Raw genomic sequence first — 24,993 nt, forward strand, 5'->3', positions numbered from 1 at the left:
TTTTGATGCTGATGAAGGTCAGGTTTAAAGAATGCGATAAAAATATACATGTAAATTATGAGTTGTAGCAGTTGCTCAACTAGTAAAGACGGAGTGCCTAAGGGCTGTAAGAGCAATGGAAATTGCGCTTCTGGGTCTTGTGGTAGTGGAAATAAATTAGCCGTTTTTGATTGGTTGTCTAATATGACTTTACCGACAGGTGAAGCTCCATTTTCTATATATGAAGTCCGTTTTAAAAACGGAAGAAAACACTTTTTTAAAAATACCGAGAAACTAACCCTATCTATGGGTGACGTTGTTGCCGTCGAAGGCTCGTCAGGACATGATGTCGGCGTGGTTTCGTTGGCAGGTGAATTGGTAAAAGTTCAGATGAGAAAACGCAAGGTTGCGTTTGATAGTGAAGACGTGAAGCGCATTTATCGCAAAGCGAGCCAAAAAGATATTGATGTTTGGCAAAATGCACGCGATCGAGAGCTCGAAACCCAGCGTCGTGGTCGTGAAATTATCTCGAAATTAGGATTGAAAATGAAATTGTCGGATGTGGAGTTCCAAGGAGACGGAACCAAAGCGACCTTTTATTATACCGCTGATGAACGAGTAGATTTCCGTCAGCTTATTCGCGATCTGGCTAGTGCCTTTTCTATTCGCGTTGAAATGAGACAGGTAGGAATGCGTCAGGAAGCTGCCCGACTAGGAGGTGTAGGATCTTGTGGAAGAGAATTGTGCTGTTCTACGTGGCTTACTGACTTCCGTAAAGTGAATACGGCTGCCGCACGTTACCAACAATTGTCGCTTAATCCATTGAAACTCGCTGGACAGTGTGGGAAGTTGAAGTGTTGTTTAAATTTTGAATTAGACACCTATTTGGATGCCTTAAAGGAGTTTCCAGCACAAGATCTCGTACTTAAAACTGAAAAAGGAGATGCCGTTTTTGTAAAAATGGACATTTTTAAAGAGTTACTCTGGTATACGTATAAAGAAGAGAGTTTTAAATGGTATAAATTATCACTCGAACAAGTTCAAGAAATCATCGAGCTCAATGAAAATAAAGAACTCGCTTCTCCGTTGGAAGAATATGAATCGGAGATCTTAGAAGACGAGTCTGTCGATTTTGAGAATGTGGTTGGTCAAGATAGTTTAACGCGTTTTGATACGCCTAAAAAACCTAAGCGCAACAGACGAAGAAATCGTAAAAGACCTCAAAATAAAAAAGGAGGAACTGCGCAGAATAATTCTAAGAATGCTGGAGGAAGTAAACCGAAAAGCAACGCTGGGAATTCAAAAGGTGAGGCAAAAAAACCAGCAGAAGGAACGTCGAGAAATAGCAGGAGTAAGTCTAGAAATAACAGGGCTAAAAATACCGAAGCAAAAAAGGGAGGGCAATCGAGGCCAAAGCCAAATCAACAAACCAAAACCAATCCACAAGCGAAGTCCGGTCAACAAACGAAGTCTAATCAACAAGCGAGACCAAAGGCGACTGCAGGAAAAGGTAAGAGTACGGATACCCATCCAAAAGCAAACGAGGCAAAACCGAAAAATAGCGGTAACAGGTCTCGAAATCGCAAACCGAAAAAAGGAGGTGAAGGAGCTGCAAAACCTCAATCGGGAGGAAATAATGGACCTTCAGCAGCAAAGAATCCTGAAGCTAAAGGGAATTCAACAGCTCCGAGAAGGAGAACGAATAACAACAGAAAGAATAATAATAACGACAAAAATGCTCCGACGAATAAAAAGAAATAAAGGGCTTTTAATGGGCTTCTTGATGCTCAGCGTAGTGGCCTGCGATAGCAAGGGGGTATTTGATGCCTATTTGCCACTTTCCCATCAAAAATGGGAAGCTGCGAATACTTTGGATTTTAGTTTTGAAGTGAATGACACGCTCAGTAAGCACGATCTTTTTATCAATCTCAGAAACAATAAGGACTACGCGTACAGCAATCTATTTGTTATCACACAAATGGATTTTCCAGACGGTACCCAGGTAATAGATACTTTAGAATACGATATGGCCACTGCAGCAGGTGAGTTTTTGGGAAAGGGAATGACGGATATTAAGGAAAATAAACTTTTCTATAAAGAAAAAATCACCTTCCCCAATACGGGGATGTACCATTTTAAAATTAAGCAGTCTATGCGAAAAATGGGAGCAGTACAAGGCATTGAGGCCTTACCAGGGGTTACTCATGTCGGGTTTAGAATAGAAAAATCAAATTAAAAATGACAAAGGAAAAAACAGTGAATTTCGCAACGTATATCAAATGGTTCTGGGGGATAGTCCTCGGTGGTATTACTGCCCTAGCCCTCGTGTTCTTGTTTGCTTCTTGGGGCTTGTTTGGAGACTTGCCGACCTTTGAAGAACTCGAAAACCCAGAGAATAACTTAGCGACAGAAATTATTTCATCCGATGGAAAAACCCTCGGGAAATACGCGTATGAAAACAGAACGCCAATCAAGTACCAAGACATTCCAGAAAACCTGGTAAAAGCCTTGGTAGCAACGGAAGATGAACGTTTTTATGAGCATTCAGGAATTGATTTTAGAGGAACTGCACGTGCGATTTTAAAACCGGGAAGTGGTGGAGCGAGTACCATTACACAGCAGTTGGCAAAGATGCTTTTTACAGGAAGAGCTTCTAAGAACATCTTTAAACGCGTTTTACAGAAAGTGAAAGAATGGGTAGTGGCGACGAAATTGGAGCGCCAATACACCAAAGAGGAAATTATTACGATGTACCTCAATAAATACGATTTCTTAAATCAGGCCGTAGGGATCCGCTCTGCAGCACGCATTTACTTCGGTAAAGAGCCTAAAGAATTGGATGTACATGAATCGGCAATGCTCGTAGGGATGTTGAAGAATTCTTCGCTATTTAATCCTTTGAGAAGAGAAGAAAGAGTTAGAAAACGAAGAAATGTAGTACTCAAGCAAATGACGCGCAGTGAGTTTTTATCGGCGCAGCAAAAAGATTCACTACAGAAATTGCCTTTAGGCTTAAATATCAATAAAGAAGGTCACAGTGATGGTTTGGCAACCTACTTCCGCGAACACGTGCGACGCGTGCTTAAAGGTTGGGTAAAAAACAATCCAAAACCGAATGGAGAGTCGTACAATATTTACCGTGATGGACTCAAAATTTTTGTGACGATTGATTCGAGAATGCAGCAGTATGCAGAAGAAGCTGTAGATGCTCATATGAGAAATTTACAATCGTATTTTGACAATGAGCAAAAGCGCAATAGAACCGCGCCTTTTTACGATCTTGACAAAGATGAAATTGCGAGAACGCTTCGCAGGGCTAAACAAAATTCATCGCGCTATAAAAAGATGAAAGCGAATGGAGCTTCTGAAAAAGAGATTGAAAAAGCATTTAAAACGGAAACTGAAATGCGCGTATTCTCTTGGAAAGGTGAGCGTGATACTGTCATGACTCCTTACGATTCGATTCGTTATTACAAACAGATACTTCGTACTGGGTTGGTATCTATTGAACCACAAACGGGTCATATCAAAGCTTGGGTCGGTGGTATTAACCACAAACACTTTAAGTACGATGCTGTAGAACAGCAAAAAAGACAGGTAGGGTCAACTTTTAAGCCTTTTGTTTACGCAACGGCAATCAACCAATTAAAGTTGTCTCCATGTGATAAGTTTCCAAATACACCGTATACCATTCCAAAAGAAAAATACGGTATGCCAGATGATTGGACTCCGAAAAACTCGAATAATAAGTACGGAGGAGAGTTGACCTTAAAGAAAGCTTTGGCAAATTCAACCAATGTGATTACGGCGAGGTTAATTGATATGGTATCTCCAGTAAACGTTGCGCGTTTGGCGGAGTCAGCGGGAATTGAATCAAAAATCGAAGCCAATCCTTCTATTGCCTTAGGAGCCATTGATCTTTCGTTGATTGAGATGGTAAGTGCCTACTCGACCTTCGCTAACAAAGGACTTCGAGTAAGCCCGATGATTATCACGCGAATTGAAGACAAGAATGGGACCGTGTTAGAGGAATTTGTTCCGAAAACAAAAGAGGTACTCAGTGAAGAGTCGGCTTATGTGATTTTAGATCTGATGAAAGGAGTTACTTTATACGGTTCTGGAGGACGCTTACGAGCGAAACACACCAAAAGACAAAAAGCAATTACGGGATTCCCGTATTCGTTGATGAATCCAATTGCAGGAAAAACAGGAACAACACAGAACCAGTCAGACGGATGGTTTATGGGAATTGTTCCGAACTTGGCAACAGGTGTTTGGACTGGAGGAGAGGATAGAGCAACCCACTTTGCGGGAATAGGAATGGGGCAAGGAGCCACCATGTCTTTACCAACTTGGGGATTGTACATGAAAAAGTGCTATGACGACAAAACCTTAAATATTAGTACGGAGGATTTTGAAAAACCAGAAGAAGAATTGTCAATTGTAATCGATTGTGATAAGGCTGATAAGGAGAAAAAGGAAGAAGAAAAGAAAGAAGTAGAGCAAAACAACGATACTGAATTTTAAACTAACAACAAACAGCTATATGATTAATAAAGAAGTAAAGAACGTACAAGAAGCCCTAGCTGGTGTTCAAGACAATATGACCTTAATGTTAGGTGGTTTTGGTCTTTGTGGTATTCCAGAGAACGCTATTGCTGAGCTCGTGCGCTTGGGTGTAAATGGGCTTACCTGTATTTCTAACAATGCAGGAGTAGACGATTTTGGTCTGGGCTTATTACTCCAACATCGACAAATAAAAAAAATGATTTCTTCCTATGTAGGAGAGAATGATGAGTTTGAACGACAAATGCTTTCCGGTGAACTAGAAGTAGAGCTCACCCCTCAAGGTACCTTAGCAGAAAAGTGCCGTGCAGCACAGGCTGGATTCCCAGCTTTTTACACGCCTGCAGGTTATGGAACGGAAGTAGCAGAAGGGAAAGAAACTCGTGAATTTGACGGTAAAATGTACGTACTAGAACCCGCTTTTAAAGCTGATTTCGGTTTTGTAAAAGCTTGGAAAGGAGATGCTGCCGGAAATTTGATATTTAAAGGTACTTCCAGAAACTTTAACCCTAATATGTGTGGGGCAGCGACGATTACTGTTGCTGAGGTGGAAGAGTTAGTTCCTGTAGGAACTTTAGACCCAAATCAAATTCATATTCCAGGGATTTTTGTTCAACGAATTTTCCAAGGAGAGCAGTATGAAAAGAGAATTGAGCAACGTACCGTACGCTCAAAGGCTTAATTGTCAATACTAAGCACCGATAGAGGTGATAGATGACAAATACACCAAGTAAAAACTAGGGTACCTAAGTACCAATAAAATCGATTCATTTAGAAAAATGTTAGATAAAAACGGAATAGCTAAACGTATAGCAAAAGAAGTAAAAAATGGATACTATGTCAATTTAGGTATAGGAATTCCAACCTTAGTAGCGAACTTTGTTCGTGAAGATATAGAAGTTGAATTTCAAAGCGAAAATGGAGTGTTAGGTATGGGGCCTTTCCCTTTTGAAGGAGAAGAGGATGCCGATATCATCAACGCAGGAAAACAAACCATTACAACATTGCCAGGAGCGAGTTTCTTCGATTCAGCTACCAGTTTTTCCATGATTCGTGGAAAACACGTGCACCTCACTATTTTAGGAGCTATGGAAGTTGCAGAAAATGGAGACATTGCCAACTGGAAAATTCCGGGTAAAATGGTAAAAGGTATGGGAGGTGCTATGGACCTTGTAGCCAGTGCTGATAATATTATTGTGGCTATGATGCATACCAACAAACGTGGAGAGTCAAAGCTCTTAAAAAAATGTTCTTTACCGCTAACAGGGGTGGGCTGTGTGACTAAAATAGTGACGAACCTAGCCGTGTTGGAAATTAAAGACAATGCGTTTCACTTACTAGAAAGAGCTCCTGGAGTTTCTGTAGAAGAAATACAGAAGGCGACAGAAGGAACGCTCGTTATCAATGGTGATATTCCGGAAATGGAGCTATAAGATGAAGGTGATAGCTTATGCATACCGTTTAATTTATCCCGCGTTGATGGTAGTGTTTTACCTGATTCTGGAGCGAGGGGTTAAATTAGAACCGAGGTGGCTCCGTATTGCCATTGCCATTGGAGTAGCCTATTTTTTATCCCCTAAGGTAAAATCAGTAAAAACAGAAACAGGATACCGTAAGCAGTTGACTTGGGTATTTCTTAAAGAGCCAATATTCTTAGATTAATGAAGGTAGTATCGTACAATGTAAATGGAATTAGAGCCGCCATAAAAAAAGGCTTTTTAGAATGGTTACAGCAGGCAAATCCTGATGTACTGTGTATACAAGAAACCAAAGCTCAAAAAGAACAATTGAATGCCGATGATTTTACAGCGGCAGGCTATCCGTATCAGTATTGGTTTTCAGCACAAAAAAAAGGCTACTCAGGTGTAGCTATCTTTTGTAAGGAAGAACCTAAAAACGTCGTATACGGTACCGGTATTGAATCGATGGATTTTGAAGGTAGAAATATACGAGTAGATTTCGATGGCGTTTCTATCATGAGTTTGTATTTGCCATCAGGAACCAATGACGCTCGCTTGGGATTTAAGTTCAATTACATGGATGAATTCCAAGAATACGTGAATCAATTAAAAGAGGAAGTTCCGAATTTGGTGATTTGTGGAGACTACAATATCTGTCACGAAGAAATTGATATTCACAATCCTAAAATGAAAGGCGTTTCAGGGTTTTTACCAGAAGAACGTGAATGGATTGGGAAATTTATCGACAGTGGTTTTGTAGATAGTTTTCGTCATTTGAATAAAGAACCTAATCATTATAGCTGGTGGAGTTACCGCGCCAATGCACGCGCTAATAACAAAGGCTGGCGTATTGACTATTGTATGGTGGCAGCGCCGCTTACAGACGCGATTTCGAGAGCGTATATTTTACCAGAAGCTAAGCATTCAGATCACTGCCCTATAGTGGTTGAACTGGCTGTTTAATGCAGTGCTAAGACCAACCAAACTTAGTGTTTAAAACTACGACCATGAAGAAACTATTGCTACTTTTAGGAATAGCGGTTTCACCTGTGTTTGCTCAAGAACCTACCCCGAGTAGTGAAGTGCAGCAAGACAGCGTGCAAGTCGCGATGGATACGGTAACGAAAAAGCGAAGGTTAGAGCTCATTACCGACGAGGATTTGAAAATGATTACGGATTTGATGATACAGGAGAAGTTCAATTCTAGCCTCGTCGATACCGTGCAATACGTCATAGATGACAAAGATATTTTTGCGAATAAAACCGTAATTGTAACCGAGGAACTACTGAAGAAACGCCTCGCTGATTTGAATGCCAATACGCCTTTTCACCTGTCGTATAACCCCGCCTTAGGCAAAGTGATTAACAGTTATTTAAAATACCGTAAAAAGTATTACCCTGCACTCATGGCAAAGGCGAAGTATTATTTTCCGATGTTTGAACAGCATTTGGATCAATACGACATCCCGGTTGAAATGAAGTATTTAGCCATCGTTGAATCGGCATTGCGTCCGGACGCCCGCTCGTATGTTGGAGCAACCGGACTGTGGCAGTTTATGTACGGCACAGGAAGGCAGTTTGACTTAAAAATCAGCTCCTATGTCGACGAACGTCAGGACCCTGTTAAGGCAACCGTGGCCGCGTGCAAATACCTCAGTCAGTTGTATAAGATTTTTGGAGATTGGGATTTGGCTTTAGCAGCCTACAACTCAGGTCCTGGTAACGTGGCGAAGGCTATTAAGCGTTCGGGAGGCTACCGAAATTACTGGAATATTCGCCCTTTTTTACCTCGTGAAACTGCTGGGTACGTTCCTGCTTTTTACGCTACTATGTATTTGTTTGAATATGCAGAAGAACACGGTTTGTACGCCAATTCACCAAAAATATATCAGTTCGAAACCGACACCATCCGCATTAAAAGAACAGTAAGCTTCGATCAAATTGCAGCTAAAATTGACGTTGATCGCGATATGTTGGCTTTTTTAAACCCATCGTACAAACTCGACATCATTCCTTTGGTGCCAAATAGAAACTACAGTTTGCGTTTGCCCGTAAAGAATATGATTGCTTTCTTGGATAAAGAGAAAGAAATCTATGCACTTGCCGAAGAGGAAGACGCGAAAAGAGAAAAACCACTACCGAAGTATTTTGAAATGGACAAACGCATTCGATATCGTGTGCGCAGTGGAGATTACCTCGGAAAAATAGCTAATAAATTCGGTGTTCGCGTACGTGATATTAAACGTTGGAATGGTATGCGATCGAATAATTTAAAAGTAGGACAACGCTTGAGTATCTATCCCAAACGATTGGCAATTCCAAAATCGGTTTCAAAAGCCAAGCAATCAACGCCTAAAGGGAAACACGAAGTTTACGTGGTCCAAGAAGGAGACTCGTTGTGGTCAATTGCCAAAAAATTTCCAAAAATTTCTATCGACGAAATTAAAAAATGGAACAATATTTGGAGTGTAAAAAGTCTTAAACCAGGCATGAAATTAAAAATTTTTAAAAGCTAGAAAGCATGAAAAATGTACTAACCTTTTTAGTAGCAATACTACTATTGACTTCTTGTAATCAAGGAGGAAAAGGTACCAATGAAATTACCTTACCAGGCTCAAACGGACATACCAATTCCATTACAGTTGTGTTAAAAGGTACTGATTGGCAAAGCGAAGTGGGCGATGCTATCCGCAAAGTATTCGGTGAGCATCAGGTAGGATTACCACAGCCAGAAACACTTTTAACAGTATCACCGCAAGTAGATCCTTCAGGATTCAAGGGGTTTATGCGTCACGGAAGAGCCGTTCTCGTGTTGCGCAAAGGCAAAGAAGAAAGTATTCAGGTAGAGCGAAACAAATATGCAGACCCTCAAATCATCGTTTACGCAACGGCTAAGAGTAAAGCAGAACTCATCCAACTCATCGAACAACGTGGTAAGGAAATTATAAAAACGTTTAAAGACGAGGATATCAAATTTATCCAGAGTATCTTTAAAAAAGAACGTCATGACGATGCAGAATTCAAAACCTTTAAGAATTTAGGGATTTCTTTAGATGTTCCTAAACGCTTTAGTTTGGTAGATGACGCAGGAGATTTCTTGTGGTTTAGACAGCGCTTGCAAAGTGGAATTGCTCGTGGTGATGGAACCAACAACATTATAGTGTACAGCGTACCTCTAGGAGATGAAGCAAAAATCGTTGATCGAATTACAGCTGTTCGTGATAGTATTGGAGAAAAACACATTCCGGGATCAAAGGAAGGAATGTACATGATTACTGAACAGGCTTATACACCGTTTACCTATAGCGCTACTGTTGCTGGTAAACCCGCCTTTGAAACACGTGGGAAATGGGAAGTGAAGAATGATTTTATGGCAGGTCCTTTTGTAAATTACACTGTGGTAGACAAGGAAAATAAGCGTTTGATTGTTGTTGAAGGGTTTACCTATGCACCTTCTGTAAACAAACGAAACTTTTTGTTTGAGCTGGAAGCCATAGCAAAATCGTTGAAATTTAAGTAAGTACAAACCTCAGTTATACAGTGAGCACCGGATTTATTCGGTGCTTTTTTTGTTATATTTGAGTGTATTAACTTAAAAATCAATTCAATGGAAACTAATTTTTTAGCCGTACTAGGTGCTGCATTTATCCCGATGATCATGGGATTTTTGTGGTACGGTCCCATGCTTTTTCAAAAAGCTTGGATGAAGGAAATGAACTTTACCCAAAAGGATGTCGAAGGAGGGAATATGCTGTTGATTTTTGGATTGAGCTTCTTGTTTAGTTTTATTTTGGCCTATGCCATGCAAATACTGGTAATTCATCAATGGGGTGTTTTTTCAACACTGGCTGGTGAACCAGGCTTTTTAGAGCAAACAGGATCGGGATATGAAACTTATACGGAGTTTATGGAAACGTATGGCAATCGCTTCCGCACGTTTAAGCACGGAGCATTGCACGGGGTTTTATCTGGGATATTTATTATTCTCCCAATTTTGGGAACTAAGGCTTTATTTGAACGCAAGAGTTTCCGATATATCGCAATCAATGCAGGGTACTGGATACTGACTTTAGCGCTCATGGGAGGCATCGTTTGTCAATGGGCCTAAGCGATAAAAAAATAGAAACACCTAGCTCCTAGGTGTTTTTTTTGTAACATTTTGTTTCTTACTGCTACCAATAAGTATCAATCAATTAAGAAACCAAATGATTCTACGCTTTTTAAAACTCGAATGGAAACAATTTTTCCGTTCCTCTTATTTTGGTAAAAGCATTGCCGTGAATATCATCATGGCATTGTTTGCACTGTATTTTGTACTAGTGTTTTTAGGAATTGGTGTCCTTGGCTTTAGTATACTTAAAAAAGAGTATCCTGAAATGGACCCCTTTGTTCTAGTAAACAATTTCTTAATATTTGTAATAGTGGGTGATTTGATTGCGAGGTATTTGTTGCACAAGCTACCCATGCTCAAAATAAAGCCCTTTTTAACGGTGCCAATTAAGAAGGATGCCCTTGTGCACTTTGTACTAGGGAAATCGGTGTTTTCTTTTTTCAACGTATTGCCGTTGTTTTTCTATATCCCATTCTCTGTGGTATTGGTGCGCGAAGGCTACGATGCCAATGGAGTACTAGGATGGTTGTTTTCGTTAATGCTCATTGTATTATCGGCAAACTTTATCAACTTTCTAATCAATAAAAACAATGTTGCTTTTGCCAGTTTGCTAACTGTCTTAGGGGTAGGGTACTTTTTACAATACAACGGTTGGTTTGATTTTGGTAGTTTTTTTGGAGATTTTTTTATGGGAATCTACAACTATCCTCTAGCGAGCCTTTTATTTGTATTGTTGGTACTCCTGTTGTACATCCTGAATTTCAAGATGCTCAGAAAACTCGTATTTTTAGATGCAGCGGTAGCGAGTAAAACCGAAGAGGCCACTGCTATGGAGTTAACTTGGGTGGAGCGCTTTGGTGAATTAGGAGCCTTTTTAAAAAATGATGTTCGACTTATTTGGAGAAACAAGCGAACGAAAACCGTTTTTTTAATGTCATTCCTTTTTCTGTTTTATGGGGTAGTGTTTTTTGAAGACCCTAAATACGACGGGAAAATGGAAGGGTTTCTTCTCTTTATAGCGATGTTTATTACTGGTGGATTTACCATAAACTACGGACAGTTTATTCCGGCTTGGGACAGCTCGTATTACAAGATGATCATGAGTCAGAACATTCCTTATCGAAAATTTTTAGAGAGTAAATGGTACTTGATGGTGGTAATGACAGTTTTACTTTACCTTCTCAGTATTCCTTACCTGTATTACGGAGTAGACAAGTTTCTGATGATTACTGCTGGAGCTATTTTTAATATAGGATTTAACGCCTTATTCTTGGTGTATATGGGGTCGTATAACAGAAAACAAATCGATTTGACAAAAAGTGGACTTACGAACTATCAAGGCACGAGTGCGACGCAATTTTTAATTGTCATTCCTGTTTTGGGCTTTCCAATGTTGCTATTTGGGTTGGTAAGTTACTTTCTCGGGTTTAATGCTGGTTTGGCCGCGATTGTGATTGTCGGGCTGCTAGGGTTGGCTTTAAAGAATGTGGTAATGAATGGAATTGAAAAGAAATACATACGCGACAAATATGCTATGATTCACGCTTTTAGTCAAGAAGCTTAATAACTAACGAATAAAGAACTTATGATTACGATACAAAATATTACAAAATCTTACGGAAGTACCAAGGTGTTAGACATCGACTCATTAACAATTCCAACAGGCCAAGCGTTTGGTTTGGTAGGAAACAACGGTGCTGGAAAGACCACCTTATTTAATTTACTACTCGACCTTATTCGTCCGAGCTCAGGGCACATTGCAAATAATGGGATTCGAGTGAATGATAGCGAAGAGTGGAAGAAATTTACCGGTTCGTTTATCGATGAGAGTTTTTTGATTAGTTATTTAACTCCTGAGGAGTACTTTCAGTTTATAGGTGACTTGAGAGGAATGAATAAGGCAGATGTCAAGAGCTTCTTGGTCCAATTTGAAGAGTTCTTTAATGGAGAAATTCTCGGCAAAAGGAAATATTTAAGAGACCTCTCTAAAGGGAATCAAAAAAAGGCCGGTATCGTTGCGGCTATGATGGGGAATCCGAAAGTGGTAATTTTGGATGAGCCCTTTGCCAATTTAGATCCAACAACTCAAATTCGCCTTAAAAATATTATCAAAAAATTGACGGAAGACAAGGAAGTAACAGTATTGGTATCGAGCCATGACTTAAGCCACGTGACTGATGTGTGTGAGCGTATTGTCGTGTTGGATAAAGGAGAACAGGTACGAGATATCCATACATCTACAGAAACCCTACAAGAGTTAGAGAGCTATTTTTCTGCATAGTGGAAGTTGTAGCTGTACTGATCTTTTAAAAGCCATGCTTTTGAGAAAACCAGTTTTCGAGAGAGAAGATCATCAAATTGTATTCGGAAGTCAATTTGGCTATTTTTTTAGGAAATAGAAAAACTCAAGAGTACATCTATAAATATAATTAGTATTTTTACGCATTTACACACAATAACTTAACTGTATAGTTGTTGTAAAGTAAATGCGTATTTTATATGAAAAAATTGTCCAAAACTTTAGCATTCAGTACGCTGATTGCATTGGCCTTGTCCTGTAGTGTCAAAAAAGACGGGTTTGTCAATAGAAATTTCCACGCTGTTACTACCAAGTACAATGTGTTATTTAATGGTGAACAAGCGTATTTAAAAGGGATTAAAGATATCGAAGATAATTACCGCGATAACTTTTGGAAACGCCTCCCTATTGAACCCATCGCCTTTGATGAGGATAAAATTATCGTACCTACTTTTAAGCCAGGAACCGGATTCGATGATGCCGATGCCGAAGATGAAGAACCAAAACAATTAACGAGTTTTGATAGAGCCGAAGAAAAAGCAGTTAAGGCAATTCAAAAACACTCGATGAATATCAGAGGTTTTGAACGCAACCGTCAAATTGACGACGCCTATTTGTTGTTGGGAAAGTCAAGGTACTACACCCAGCGTTTTATTCCGGCAATTGAAGCGTTTAACTACATCATTGCCAATTACCCGAAAGCCGATTTGATTTACGATACAAAAATTTGGAGAGCAAAAGCCAATATTCGCTTGGACAACGAAACCTTGGCTATTGAAACTCTAGATTTGTTGTTGAAGTTGGATAAGAACGAGGAAAACTTATCGGATTTACAAAGGGAGCGTGCGCATACCGCCATGGCTATGGCTTATGAGAAAACAGATACCATCCACAAAGTTATCGAACATTTAAAGTTGGCTACTAGAACGTTTAAGAACAAAGAGCAAGCGGCCAGAAATATGTTTATTCTCGGTCAAATTTACAGTGAACTAAATCACCGTGATTCTGCGAGAATGGTATTTCAAAAATTAGCCGATTACAGAAGGGCTCCTTATAAATACAGAATAAGAGCCAATGTGGAATTGGCAAAGAACACAGAACACGACTCAGCATCAGTAGTTGTCCTAGCTCGTTTAAAGAAACTGATAAAAAACAGCGATAATAGAAAGTACTTGAACGCCTTGTATTTCCAAGCGGGAGTATTGGAAAAAGGTCGTGGAAAGTTCGAGAATGCAGAAGCCTACTTTCAGAAGTCACTGAAAGCCAAAACAAATACGGACTATCAGAAAACACATGCGTATGAGCAACTGGGGAACCTAGCTTTTGAAAAGCAGCAATACGTGCTTGCGGGCTCGTATTATGACAGTGTGCTAGGTTTGACTTCGAAGAAGTTTGATCAGGAAAAGCGCATTCGTCGTTTGAGAAGAAAAAACAAAGGACTTACAACCTTGCGTAAGTTTGAAGAAACGGTACAAGAAAACGACAGTATCCTGACTTTGGTAGGGATGAGTTCAGAAGAGCGAACGGAGTTTTTTGAAACCTATATTGCGAAAATAAAAAAGGAAGATGAGGAACGCAGACAGCAAATGCTGAATGCTCAGAATTTCGGAACCTCTTTTGGAGGTTTTGGTACTATCGGAGCCAGTACACGCAAAGGAAAGTGGTATTTCTATAACGATCAGAGTGTGGCCTTTGGAAAGGCAGAGTTTGAGAAAGTATGGGGAACCCGCGCTTTGGAAGACAATTGGAGAGTCTCTGATAAATCGGCTAAAAATGTTCCTGATGAGGAGGAAGTAGCAGAAGCCGAGGCAAAACCGAACCCTCGTTATATGCTGGCTACCTATTTGGAAGCGATTCCTGAAGATCCGAAAGTGGTACAGCAGTTAAAAGACGATAGAAATGAGGCCTTGTATCAATTAGGGTTGATTTATAAGGAACAATTTAAAAATCCACAACTGGCCATCGAAAAACTCGAACGCTTGCTCACCTTGCGTAAAGACAGACAAACGGAGCTGGCAGCGAGTTACCATTTGTATCAGATATACAAAGGAATTGATGATATGACAAAGGCAGACCAGTACAAAGAAGTGATTTTAACGAAGTATCCGGATACGAGGTTTGCTCAAGTGATACGCACACCGGATCAAGGGCCTCAAGAAGAGAAAAAAGTAGACGAAGCCTATAGGAGATTTAAAAATATTTACGTGATGTACAAGCTCAATAAGTTCGAAGAAACTATTGAAGAAGTAGACAAGTTTTTGCCGACCCTAAAAAATTCGAATTTAATTCCTAAATTAGCCCTGATAAAGGCGCTGGCTATAGGGAAGCACAAAGACAAAGAAACCTACAAGAAGGCCTTGGAATTTGTTTCGTTGAGTTATGCGAACACAGATGCCGGAAAAAAAGCCAAAGAAATTATCACACAATTAAATAAAGTTAAATAACCTATTAGTATAAATTCCCCACGATATGTTCAGTAAAGAGAGTAAAAAAGGAAGCGAAAAAATAGTATCGGAAAGAAATATAATTGGAGGAAATACCAAAATTACTGGTGATATCATCTCTGAAGGTGATTTCCGTATTGACGGTACACTGGAAGGAAATATTCAAACCAACGGTCGTATTATTATTGGTCAAACAGGGCTGATTAAAGGAAAGGCCGAATGTACCAATGCCGATATTGAAGGAAAGTTTTCAGGTGATTTACAAGTTTCGAACACCTTGACGGTTAAATCGACAGCAAACATCACAGGTGATGTGGTTATCGGTAAATTGTCAGTAGAACCTGGAGCTACCTTTAACGCTACTTGTGCCATGAAAGGTGCGGTAAAAGAATTAAAAAAGAATGGACAAAAAGCCACCGAAAAGTCAGCTTAACAAATACATTCGATTTTCGGGCATAGCCCTACAAATGGGTCTCACCATTTATCTGGGAAGTCTTCTGGGTAAATGGTTAGACACAAAGTTCCCGAATGAAGGAGAACTTTACACAAAAATTTGTACACTTGCAGCAGTTTTTGGCGCAATGTACTCAGTAATTCGCCAGGTTACTAAATTATCAAATGACAATGACTAAGCGAATTTTAATCTTCATAGGAGTAATGACAGCCTTGTTTGGCCTGAGTTACGGAATCCACAGTTTTATTCTCAACGCACAAGAAGCAAGTGTGTCCTACTCTCTTTTAGGAGTGTATATCTTCCATTTAATTGCCGCCATGTTTTTGTACGGTATCGTTGAACTGGTCGCGAAGTTTTTACCTGACCAAGCCGCCTACGCCTATTTAGGATCCATCTTTATCAAAATAGGATTTTTTGTACTCATCTTTAAAGCTTCTGTCTTTTCGAATGTCGAGCTGCCAATGCCGGAAAGATTGTCTTTAATCGTTCCATTATTTTTGTTTTTATTCGCTGAAGCGATTTTTATTGCAAAGCTCTTGAACAACAAATAGTTTAGACTGCTAAGGGACGAAACCCCCAAATAAAAAAACTAAATAAAAAAAGCGTTTGTAGTTTTAATTAATTGTGTACCTTTGCACGGAAATTTAGAGACCATAATTCTATATTTAGTAAGGTATGATGATAGCAAAAAAACCTATCTATTTTTTAGTGCTAATCGCGTTAGTATTTAGTTCGTTCACAGCATTTGCTGGTGGCGGAGGAACTTCAAGTAAAGGAGGACAAATCAATACTCCTGAATCTATTAAAGGATATATCAAACATCACTTGGCTGATTCTCACGATTTTTCGTTGTATTCGTATACGAACGATGCGGGAGAGCGCAAGCATGTTGGGTTTCCATTACCCGTGATCGTTTGGACGAGTAAAGGAGTGAAAACCTTTATGTCGTCAGCATTCCATCACAACGACAACGGAACTGTAATCGTTGATCAAGGAGATGTAAAGCTCGTGAAAATCCACAGTAAAATTTACGAATTGAACGAAGGTGCAACAGCGGTAGCTTTTGACGAAAGTCATCACGCAACAAACGCGCACAAAGTATTAGATTTTTCTATTACGAAGAGTGTGTTCGGAATGTTGTTCGCAGGGTTGTTATTGTTGTTAGGATTTGGTTCATTAGCAAGAAGTTATAAAAAAGGAGCGATTCCTACAGGTATTGGTCGTGTATTAGAGCCATTGGTGTTGTACGTGCGAGACGAAATTGCAATACCAAACATCGGAGAAAAGCACTACCGTAAGTTTATGGGATTCTTATTAACCGTATTCTTCTTTATTTGGGTGTTGAACTTGTTAGGGATGACGCCGTTAGGGTTTAACGTAACAGGGCAAATTGCTGTGACAGTATGTTTGGCATTGTTCACGTTCTTTATCGTTCAGTTTAGCGGAAATAAGGATTACTGGAAACACATTTTCTGGATGCCAGGAGTGCCAGTACCAATGAAAATTATATTAGCACCAATTGAGGTTTTAGGAATGTTTACGAAACCATTCTCATTATTGATTCGTTTGTACGCGAACATGACTGCGGGTCACTTCGTAGTAATGAGTTTGATCGCGTTGATGATTACCTTAAAAGCACAATTTGGAGCGTTTGGGTCAACGGGAATTTCAATGATATTAGCCTTGTTTATCTCGGTTATTGAAATTTTAGTAGCCTTTTTACAAGCCTTTATTTTTACGATGTTATCATCGTTATTTATCGGGATGGCTGTAGAAGAGCACGACCACCACTAAGTAAGAATAAGAATTTGTTTAATTATATAAATCAATTAGTATGTACAATTTAATTGGAGCAGGATTAATCGTAATTGGAGGAGGATTAGGATTAGGTATGATCGGATCAAAAGCAATGGAAGGAATTGCTCGTCAACCTGAAGCAGCTAGTAAAATCCAAACTGCGATGATCATCATCGGGGCTTTATTAGAAGGTTTAGCATTTGGTGCTTTAATCTTAGGAAATTAGTCCAAAACACACAAAAACGCTTTCCTGTAACGGTTGGTTACAGGAAGTGTTTTAAAATTAAACAAGAAACTTTATAAAACAGATATACATAAAATGAGCTTATTAGAAGATTTTTCACCCGGATTGTTTTTCATGCAGATGATCATTTTACTCATCTTAATTTTCGTAATGATGAAGTTTGCCTGGAAACCTATTATGGCAGCTTTGACAGAAAGAGAAGAAGGAATTCAAAATGCCTTAGATCAAGCAGAAAACGCCCGTAAAGAAATACAAAACTTACAAGCTGATAACGATCGTTTGTTAAAAGAAGCTAGAGCAGAGAGAGATGCCATGTTGAAAGAAGCACGTGATATTAAAGAAAGCATCATCACTGAAGCCAAAGAAGAAGCTCAAGAGCAAGCTACTGTATTAATTGAAAATGCAAAAGCTACTATAAGACAAGAGCAACAAGCAGCGATCGCTGAATTAAAGAAAAAAGTAGCTGACTTATCTATCGGTATTGCAGAAACTGTAGTAAGAAAAGAGTTAGCATCTCAAGAAGAGCAAGTAAAGCTTGTTGAGGGGATGTTAGAAGAAGTTACTTTAAACTAATTAATTAGTACAACCGATGAAAGGAGCAAGACCAGCATTACGTTACGCAAAGGCAATTTTAAACTTAGCAAAAACTTCAGGAAACGACGGCGTTGTAAATGAGAATATGAAGTTGATCGCAAGTACCATTGCTGAAAGTAGCGACTTAGATGCCATGCTTAAGAGTCCTATTATCAAAACAGCCGATAAACGTAAAGTCTTAACGGCTCTTTTTGGTGACAAAGTTGACAATGTAGTAAAAGGTTTATTTAACTTGTTAGAGGAAAATAAGCGTATGATGATGCTTGAGCCTATTGCTAAGCAATACAGTGTAATTTACGATTACTACAAGAGCATGCAAGTAGCTAAAGTGACTACTGCAGTGGCGTTGAACAAAGACCTTGAAGAAAAAGTTCATGCGAAAATCGTTGAATTAACAGGGAACAGCGCAACGATAGAAAACGTAGTAAATCCTGATATTTTAGGAGGATTTATCTTACGTGTTGGAGATGTGCAATACGATGCAAGTATCTCTAATCAGTTTAAAGAATTAAGAAGAGAATTTGACAATAGTCATTATATTCCAAAAATTTAATTATACATCAAACGATATAAGATGGCAGCAATTAAACCAGCTGAGGTATCAGCAATTTTAAAGGAACAATTAACGAATTTCGAAGCGAAAGCGACGTTAAACGAAGTAGGAACGGTATTACAAGTAGGTGATGGTATCGCACGTGTATACGGTTTGTCGAACGTACAATATGGTGAATTAGTTGAATTCGATAACGGATTGGAAGGTATCGTATTGAACTTAGAGGAAGATAACGCAGGGGTTGTATTATTAGGAGCTTCTACATCTGTAAGAGAAGGATCTACTGTAAAACGTACTGAAAGAATTGCCTCTTTAAAAGCAGGTGAAGGTATTGTAGGACGTGTAGTAAACACTTTAGGACAACCAATCGACGGTAAAGGTCCTATCGAAGGTGAAACTTTCGAGATGCCATTAGAGCGTAAAGCTCCTGGGGTAATCTATCGTGAACCAGTTACTGAGCCTATGCAAACTGGTATTAAGTCTGTAGATGCAATGATTCCTATCGGACGTGGTCAACGTGAGTTAATCATTGGTGACCGTCAAACTGGTAAGTCTACCGTTGCTATCGATACTATCTTAAATCAAAAAGAATTTTACGATGCGGGTGAGCCTGTATACTGTATCTATGTTGCAGTAGGACAAAAAGGATCTACCGTAGCAGCAATCGCTAATATGTTAGAAGAAAAAGGAGCTTTAGCATATACTACAATTGTTGCAGCAAACGCATCTGACCCTGCTCCAATGCAGGTATACGCACCTTTCGCAGGAGCGGCTATTGGTGAGTACTTCCGTGATACAGGTAGACCAGCATTGATTGTTTATGATGATTTATCTAAACAAGCTGTAGCTTACCGTGAGGTATCATTATTATTACGTCGTCCACCAGGACGTGAGGCGTACCCAGGAGACGTATTCTACTTACACTCAAGATTATTAGAGCGTGCTGCAAAAGTGATCAACGATGACGCTATTGCTGCTGAAATGAACGATTTACCAGAGTCTTTAAAAGGTAAAGTAAAAGGTGGAGGATCTTTAACAGCCTTACCAATTATTGAAACACAAGCTGGTGACGTTTCTGCATATATCCCAACCAACGTAATTTCGATTACTGATGGTCAGATCTTCTTAGAGTCTGATTTATTTAACTCAGGGGTTCGTCCTGCAATTAACGTAGGTATCTCGGTATCTCGTGTAGGAGGTTCTGCTCAGATTAAATCGATGAAGAAAGTATCTGGTACGTTAAAATTAGACCAAGCGCAATACCGTGAATTAGAAGCATTCGCAAAGTTTGGTTCTGACTTAGATGCAGCTACGATGAACGTAATCGAAAAAGGTAAGCGTAACGTAGAAATCTTAAAGCAAAACCAAGCGGATCCATTTACAGTAGAAGATCAGGTTGCGATTATCTATGCAGGTTCTAAGAACTTATTAAAAGACGTACCTGTAAACAAGGTAAAAGAATTCGAAAAAGATTACTTAGAGTACTTAAACGCGAAACACAGAAACGTTTTAGATACTTTAAAAGCTGGTAAATTGACTGATGAGGTAACAGATGCCTTAACAGCAGCAGCTAAAGAAATTTCAGCTAAATTTTCAGCTTAATAACCTATTTTAGTATTGAGTGTTGAGATGAAAGTTCTCAATACTCAATACTCAATACTAAAGAATTACTAGTATGGCAAACTTAAAAGAAATACGTAACAGAATTACTTCGATTGGATCAACGATGCAGATTACCTCTGCCATGAAAATGGTATCGGCTGCTAAGTTGAAAAAAGCACAAGATGCAATTACGGCTATGCGTCCGTATTCATCGAAGCTTACTGAGTTATTGCAAAGCCTTAGCGCTACCTTAGACGGTAATGTGGGAGGAGCGTACTCTGAGCAAAGAGAAGTAAATAAAGTATTAGTAGTTAGCATAACTTCAAACAGAGGTTTGTGTGGTGGTTTTAATTCATCGATCATCAAACAAACAGTAAGAACAATTGAAGATACCTATCAGGGGGTAGATGTTGACGTATTGACTATTGGTAAAAAAGGAAACGATATCTTAGGAAAAGAGTATACTATCATCGATAATAGAAACGATGTTTTTGACGACTTGACTTTCGATAACGTAGCTGTATTGGCTGAACAATTGATGGAGCTGTTTACTAACGGTACCTATGATAAGATCGAATTGATCTATAACCGTTTTAAAAACGCTGCAACTCAAATAGTGCAAGTAGAGCAATTTTTACCGATTAAACCTGTAGAAGGTGACGATACAGTAAACCTAGACTATATCTTTGAACCTTCAAAAGAAGAAATTGTATTAGAATTAATACCTAAGTCTTTAAAAACTCAGTTGTACAAAGCAATCCGTGATTCATTTGCTGCCGAACACGGGGCACGTATGACTGCAATGCACAAGGCTACGGATAATGCTAAAGAATTACGTGACGAGTTGTTATTAACATACAACAAAGCACGTCAAGCAGCAATTACCAACGAAATCTTAGAGATTGTTGGTGGTGCAGAAGCATTAAACAATTAGAAAATTTTATAAAGTTTAAAAAAGCGAGTTCGGAAGGACTCGCTTTTTTTGTTTTATAGATTGTCATGTATAGCTAATTTCCGTAATTTTTTAAGCTCTAAGCCTTTTTTAGGCTTCTCAAGTGTTCCGCGTTAGAAAAGCTAATAGTTGCTTTTAAATGCTTTATTTATGGGGTTAAACCTGTGGGTTTTATCGAACTCATCAATGAAGCTTAAGCTTGGCGCTGTCAAACCCTACATTTCGAAGAGGGGTTAGGTAACATGTCCAATAAACAGCAAGGGGCGCAAGCCCATGAGGAAGTCTGTAAATAACCAGATACAGGTATTGATGCGTGTTAGCGGCAGTAATACCGTAGTGATAGCCCTCTAAAATTCGAGCTAAGGCTGTGATAAACCCCCAAAAACAAGCGTACCACAAACTGATTCTAGCCATTTTGGGTATAAATATTCCCATGGCAATCAGCACATCTAAAATCCCGGCAATAAACAATAAATGTTTAGCGGTTTCCTCTGTTACAGGTAGTATATTCAAAGTCATGGTAACAAAGTTTGCCGGGATAGGATAAAGTATGCCTAATGCATACATTCCATGACAGGTAAATGCCAAGGCGATGCACACTTTTAGATAGGTAATAAGATTTTTTGTGTTTGGGTATTTGACAAAGTATACAAGGGCGATTGGAATACCGAATTGTATGCTGTGTTCAAAAAACATGCTCAGGTGATAAAACTTTTCTTTGGTCAAGGCAAAGGCTAAAAATACCAAACCGACACTCCCTGTCTTTAAGATTATTTTGTTCCAGCGTTTTGTGGTTTCGGTATAGGTGATAGCGATCAGAGCACAGAGCGCGAATAACACACCAATACTTCTGGTAAGTAGCTGAATGGCACGATCAGTTTCCAAATTGGTTACGTAGTCCTGCCAGGGGAGTGCTAATAGTTTCGTAATTATAGGTTCTAATAGCTGTTGATCCCAAAAAATACTGCGATAGGGAGCATCCCAAAAAAGGTGCTGATATGCGCGTCCAGCAAAAATGAGAAAGCTACTTATTTTTAGGAACTGTAAAAGCGTTTTGTGTTGCATGCCTGATAATTTAGACCAAAATAAGAAGCTAATTTTCGAAGCTTGTTAACCTAAGTTTAGAAAAGTGTAAAAATAGTGTAATCGGGGTATTTCGTTGTTTTATTAGATCATTAACTTTTTGAATTGTCGTACCTTTTTACTGCACTAACAAGATACCTTAGTACTAAAATTTAATACCCTTTATCAATGAAAAACTTAGTCATCACATTTGTGCTTTTCGCAAGCGTTTATTGCTGGGCCAATAATGACAAATACCGCTTGATTATCACCGATAATCCTGCAACGACCATAACAATTGGTTGGAATCAAATTTCCGGAACTAGTCCGGTAGTACATTACGGAACAACCGATTTTGGTACGGTTTGGAGTAGTTATCCGAGTACAAAAGCGGTGACGCGTTCAGTGTATTACAAAGGCATGAATAACACCTTTGTAAAACTAGAAAATCTAAGCCCCAATACAAATTATTACTTTGTTATTAAAGACAGTGAGGGCCTAAGCAATCGATTTTGGTTTAAAACAGCGCCGAGTACCAATGATCGTATGTCATTTATTGCTGGTGGGGATTCCCGAAATAACCGCACGCCCCGTCGTAACGCTAATACCTTGGTGGCGAAGTTAAAGCCCACTGCTGTATTTTTTGGAGGTGATATGACCAATGGGGATTCTAGTAGTGAATGGAAAGAGTGGTTTGACGATTGGCAAAATACGATTGCTAGTGACGGACGCATGTTTCCTATCATTCCCGCTCGCGGAAATCACGAGGATTCTAACAATAGTATTTACCATTTGTTTAATGTACCTTCAACGAGTGTCTATTACGATATTACGTTTGGAAGCAATTTATACACCGTATTTACACTGAATTCGGAGATTTCGGCCGGAGGGAATCAGTATACTTGGTTGCAGTCAAAATTAGCTACGAATAGCGCCGTGTGGAAATCTGCTCAATACCACAAGCCTATGCGACCTCACGTAGCTTCTAAATCGGAAGGAAATGACGAGTACAGTTCATGGGCAGCCTTGTTTTATGCTAAAGGAGTGAATTTGGTGTTTGAGTCAGATTCACATACGGTAAAAACCACTTGGCCGGTAAAACCTTGTTCAGGCGGTTCTGGTTGTGAGGATGGTTTTTCAAGAGCCACTACTGGAGGTACCGTATATGTAGGTGAAGGTTGTTGGGGTGCTCCACTTCGAAGTGCTAACGACGCTAAGGACTGGACTCGTGATGCGGATTCTTTTAATCAGTTCAAATGGATCTTTGTGGAAGAGTCAAAAATAGAAATACGCACCGTGAAGGTCGATAATGCAAGCCAGGTAGGAACTGTCTCGAATAGTAACCCCTTTAGCATACCCAGCAATATCGATTTGTGGAGCCCTGCAAACGGAGCGGTGATTACCCTGTTGAATAGCAATGTAAATTTGCCTGAAGTAGCTGTCACAAGTCCTAAAAATGGGGATGTATTTACCGTTAATAAGAATATTTCATTGCAAGCCTCAGCTTCTGATAGCGATGGTAGTATTCGTCGAGTTGATTTTTATGTGAACAACACAATAGTAGGAACTGATGCTAGTGCTCCTTACAGCATAGATTGGACGCCAACAGTGAACAATCAGCGTTATGAGCTTAAAGCGATCGCTGTTGACAATGATGGAAATGCAGCAAGCTCAAATGGGATCACTATTTTCGTAGGGACCGTAAGCCAAACAATTAGCGTTGCAATTAACCGTACCAATGACGATGTAGAAGAATACCAATCGTCTGGACGTATGTATATGGATAGCTCTGATTTGGAACTCGTGTATGATGGCTCTAGAAAGGGAAATCAACACGTAGGTCTGTTGTTCCGCAACCTTAATATTCCGAAGAATGCTACTATTTCGGATGCGTATCTTCAATTTACGACTGATGAGACGAGTTCTGGTACTACGGAGTTGAAAATTAGGATGGAGCAATCAGCACAGCCAGCAATGCTTACCGATGCTGATTACAACGTTAGTAAACGGACGTATTTGGATAGTTTTGTGACGTGGAACCCTGCTCCATGGACTCAGGTAGGGCAAGCAGGAAGTGCACAGAGAACACCTAGTTTAAAAAGTTTGGTTCAGCAAGTGGTGAGCTTGGACGATTGGAAGGCCGGGAATAATATGATGTTTTATCTTTCGGGAACTGGTGAGCGCACTGCTGAAGCGTATGATGGCAGTAGTTCCAAAGCGCCAAAATTAGTAGTGAGTTATGCTGTCGGAACCGGTGGCGGGACCCCTCCTACTTGTGAGGCGCTGAAAGTAAAAATTGTATTTGATCGTTACGCGAGTGAAACTTCTTGGAAACTCACTAATGAATCGGGAGCTACGGTGATGAGTGGTAGTGGATATACGCAGGCCAATGGCGAAAAAATAGAGGTGTCAAAATGCTTACCGCGGGGTTGTTACCGCTTTTCTATTACCGACAGTTACGGTGATGGAATATGTTGTGCTCATGGAAATGGTGCTTACGAACTTTCTTATAAAGGTAAGGTTATCGTTTCAGGGGGAAGTTTCGGGAGTGACGAGACGAAGGCTTTCTGTATGGGAGAGAGCGCCGCCAGTTTACATACGAATTCTATGTTAAGAAATGTCAACGAGCTTACCGTTTATCCTACACCAGTCCGTACCGTTTTGTATATCAATGGAGTTGATTCAACGCTTATGTGGAAGGCAAAAGTGATAGATTTGACTGGTAAAATAGTATTACTAGCCGATTTAAAGAACAACAGCATCGATGTCTCTTCTCTAGGAGTTAAAGGCGTTTATTTTGTTCAGTTATACGACGAACAAGGTACCCATCGTTTGACGCAAAAAATCTTTAAAGAATAGTCATCAAATAAAAAGAT

At 39.5% G+C, this 24,993-nt stretch carries 24 protein-coding genes; 23 read left to right on the top strand and 1 reads right to left on the bottom strand.

The window, feature by feature from the left end; translation table 11 throughout:
• Positions 1 to 57 precede the first annotated feature (57 nt).
• The 22 genes from ricT to atpG all read left to right on the top strand — a co-directional run bounded on the left by ricT (position 58) and on the right by atpG (position 21,037).
• Positions 58 to 1,740: a regulatory iron-sulfur-containing complex subunit RicT gene (gene ricT / locus ACKTS5_RS00465; RefSeq protein WP_408041856.1), complete on the top strand. Its 1,683-nt coding sequence runs from the start codon at positions 58 to 60 to the stop codon at positions 1,738 to 1,740.
• Entirely contained in the window at positions 1,715 to 2,215 is a 501-nt protein-coding gene (locus ACKTS5_RS00470; RefSeq protein WP_408041857.1) for a gliding motility lipoprotein GldH, read from the top strand. Before ricT ends, ACKTS5_RS00470 begins: the two co-directional genes overlap by 26 nt.
• 2 nt (positions 2,216 to 2,217) lie before the next feature.
• Positions 2,218 to 4,506 (top strand): penicillin-binding protein 1A, encoded by a 2,289-nt coding sequence (locus ACKTS5_RS00475; protein ID WP_408041858.1) that lies wholly within the window; start codon positions 2,218 to 2,220, stop codon positions 4,504 to 4,506.
• Between the two features lie 19 nt (positions 4,507 to 4,525).
• Entirely contained in the window at positions 4,526 to 5,227 is a 702-nt protein-coding gene (locus tag ACKTS5_RS00480; protein WP_408041859.1) for a CoA transferase subunit A, read from the top strand.
• A 97-nt stretch (positions 5,228 to 5,324) separates the two neighbouring features.
• Entirely contained in the window at positions 5,325 to 5,978 is a 654-nt protein-coding gene (locus ACKTS5_RS00485; protein ID WP_408041860.1) for a 3-oxoacid CoA-transferase subunit B, read from the top strand.
• Position 5,979: 1 nt separating this feature from the next.
• On the top strand, positions 5,980 to 6,207 hold the full coding sequence (locus tag ACKTS5_RS00490) for a hypothetical protein (RefSeq protein ID WP_408041861.1): 228 nt from the start codon (positions 5,980 to 5,982) through the stop codon (positions 6,205 to 6,207).
• Entirely contained in the window at positions 6,207 to 6,968 is a 762-nt protein-coding gene (locus ACKTS5_RS00495) for an exodeoxyribonuclease III (RefSeq protein ID WP_408041862.1), read from the top strand. Before ACKTS5_RS00490 ends, ACKTS5_RS00495 begins: the two co-directional genes overlap by 1 nt.
• Positions 6,969 to 7,012: 44 nt before the next feature.
• The gene (locus ACKTS5_RS00500) at positions 7,013 to 8,521 is read left to right on the top strand and encodes a lytic transglycosylase domain-containing protein (RefSeq protein WP_408041863.1); all 1,509 of its coding nucleotides are present in this window, start codon (positions 7,013 to 7,015) and stop codon (positions 8,519 to 8,521) included.
• 5 nt (positions 8,522 to 8,526) lie between these two features.
• Positions 8,527 to 9,525, top strand: a complete 999-nt coding sequence (locus ACKTS5_RS00505) for a DUF4837 family protein (protein ID WP_408041864.1) — start codon at positions 8,527 to 8,529, stop codon at positions 9,523 to 9,525.
• A gap of 87 nt (positions 9,526 to 9,612) precedes the next feature.
• Entirely contained in the window at positions 9,613 to 10,113 is a 501-nt protein-coding gene (locus ACKTS5_RS00510) for a DUF1761 domain-containing protein (protein ID WP_408041865.1), read from the top strand.
• 97 nt (positions 10,114 to 10,210) lie between these two features.
• Positions 10,211 to 11,680, top strand: a complete 1,470-nt coding sequence (locus tag ACKTS5_RS00515; protein ID WP_408041866.1) for a DUF5687 family protein — start codon at positions 10,211 to 10,213, stop codon at positions 11,678 to 11,680.
• A gap of 21 nt (positions 11,681 to 11,701) precedes the next feature.
• Positions 11,702 to 12,397: an ABC transporter ATP-binding protein gene (locus tag ACKTS5_RS00520; RefSeq protein ID WP_408041867.1), complete on the top strand. Its 696-nt coding sequence runs from the start codon at positions 11,702 to 11,704 to the stop codon at positions 12,395 to 12,397.
• A gap of 218 nt (positions 12,398 to 12,615) precedes the next feature.
• On the top strand, positions 12,616 to 14,859 hold the full coding sequence (gene porW, locus ACKTS5_RS00525) for a type IX secretion system periplasmic lipoprotein PorW/SprE (RefSeq protein WP_408041868.1): 2,244 nt from the start codon (positions 12,616 to 12,618) through the stop codon (positions 14,857 to 14,859).
• A 25-nt stretch (positions 14,860 to 14,884) separates the two neighbouring features.
• Positions 14,885 to 15,292: a bactofilin family protein gene (locus ACKTS5_RS00530; RefSeq protein WP_408041869.1), complete on the top strand. Its 408-nt coding sequence runs from the start codon at positions 14,885 to 14,887 to the stop codon at positions 15,290 to 15,292.
• Positions 15,261 to 15,491 carry an AtpZ/AtpI family protein gene (locus ACKTS5_RS00535; RefSeq protein WP_408041870.1) on the top strand — a complete coding sequence of 77 codons (231 nt, stop codon included), beginning with the start codon at positions 15,261 to 15,263 and terminating at the stop codon, positions 15,489 to 15,491. The genes ACKTS5_RS00530 and ACKTS5_RS00535 overlap by 32 nt, the downstream gene beginning before the upstream one ends.
• Positions 15,484 to 15,864, top strand: coding sequence for a DUF6168 family protein (locus ACKTS5_RS00540; RefSeq protein WP_408041871.1), 381 nt, complete (start codon positions 15,484 to 15,486; stop codon positions 15,862 to 15,864). The genes ACKTS5_RS00535 and ACKTS5_RS00540 overlap by 8 nt, the downstream gene beginning before the upstream one ends.
• A gap of 124 nt (positions 15,865 to 15,988) precedes the next feature.
• Positions 15,989 to 17,107 (top strand): F0F1 ATP synthase subunit A, encoded by a 1,119-nt coding sequence (gene atpB / locus ACKTS5_RS00545; protein ID WP_408041872.1) that lies wholly within the window; start codon positions 15,989 to 15,991, stop codon positions 17,105 to 17,107.
• A gap of 40 nt (positions 17,108 to 17,147) precedes the next feature.
• On the top strand, positions 17,148 to 17,336 hold the full coding sequence (gene atpE, locus ACKTS5_RS00550) for an ATP synthase F0 subunit C (RefSeq protein ID WP_408041873.1): 189 nt from the start codon (positions 17,148 to 17,150) through the stop codon (positions 17,334 to 17,336).
• Between the two features lie 93 nt (positions 17,337 to 17,429).
• Complete coding sequence (locus ACKTS5_RS00555) at positions 17,430 to 17,927, top strand: F0F1 ATP synthase subunit B (RefSeq protein WP_408041874.1); 498 nt, start codon at positions 17,430 to 17,432, stop codon at positions 17,925 to 17,927.
• 16 nt (positions 17,928 to 17,943) lie between these two features.
• Positions 17,944 to 18,501, top strand: a complete 558-nt coding sequence (gene atpH / locus ACKTS5_RS00560; protein ID WP_408041875.1) for an ATP synthase F1 subunit delta — start codon at positions 17,944 to 17,946, stop codon at positions 18,499 to 18,501.
• 21 nt (positions 18,502 to 18,522) lie between these two features.
• On the top strand, positions 18,523 to 20,103 hold the full coding sequence (atpA, locus tag ACKTS5_RS00565; protein WP_408041876.1) for a F0F1 ATP synthase subunit alpha: 1,581 nt from the start codon (positions 18,523 to 18,525) through the stop codon (positions 20,101 to 20,103).
• Positions 20,104 to 20,176: 73 nt separating this feature from the next.
• Positions 20,177 to 21,037 carry an ATP synthase F1 subunit gamma gene (atpG, locus tag ACKTS5_RS00570; RefSeq protein WP_408041877.1) on the top strand — a complete coding sequence of 287 codons (861 nt, stop codon included), beginning with the start codon at positions 20,177 to 20,179 and terminating at the stop codon, positions 21,035 to 21,037.
• A 201-nt stretch (positions 21,038 to 21,238) separates the two neighbouring features.
• Here atpG and ACKTS5_RS00575 read toward each other — a convergent pair whose 3' ends face one another.
• On the bottom strand, positions 21,239 to 22,120 hold the full coding sequence (locus ACKTS5_RS00575) for a hypothetical protein (protein WP_408041878.1): 882 nt from the start codon (positions 22,118 to 22,120) through the stop codon (positions 21,239 to 21,241).
• Positions 22,121 to 22,306: 186 nt separating this feature from the next.
• On the opposite strand from ACKTS5_RS00575, the gene ACKTS5_RS00580 reads away from it, so the two are divergent.
• Positions 22,307 to 24,976, top strand: coding sequence for an Ig-like domain-containing protein (locus ACKTS5_RS00580; RefSeq protein ID WP_408041879.1), 2,670 nt, complete (start codon positions 22,307 to 22,309; stop codon positions 24,974 to 24,976).
• The last annotated feature ends 17 nt before the right edge of the window (positions 24,977 to 24,993 follow it).

This window comes from Tenacibaculum litopenaei (genome assembly GCF_964514025.1).
In the GTDB taxonomy this organism is placed as follows: Bacteria; Bacteroidota; Bacteroidia; order Flavobacteriales; family Flavobacteriaceae; genus Polaribacter; species Polaribacter litopenaei.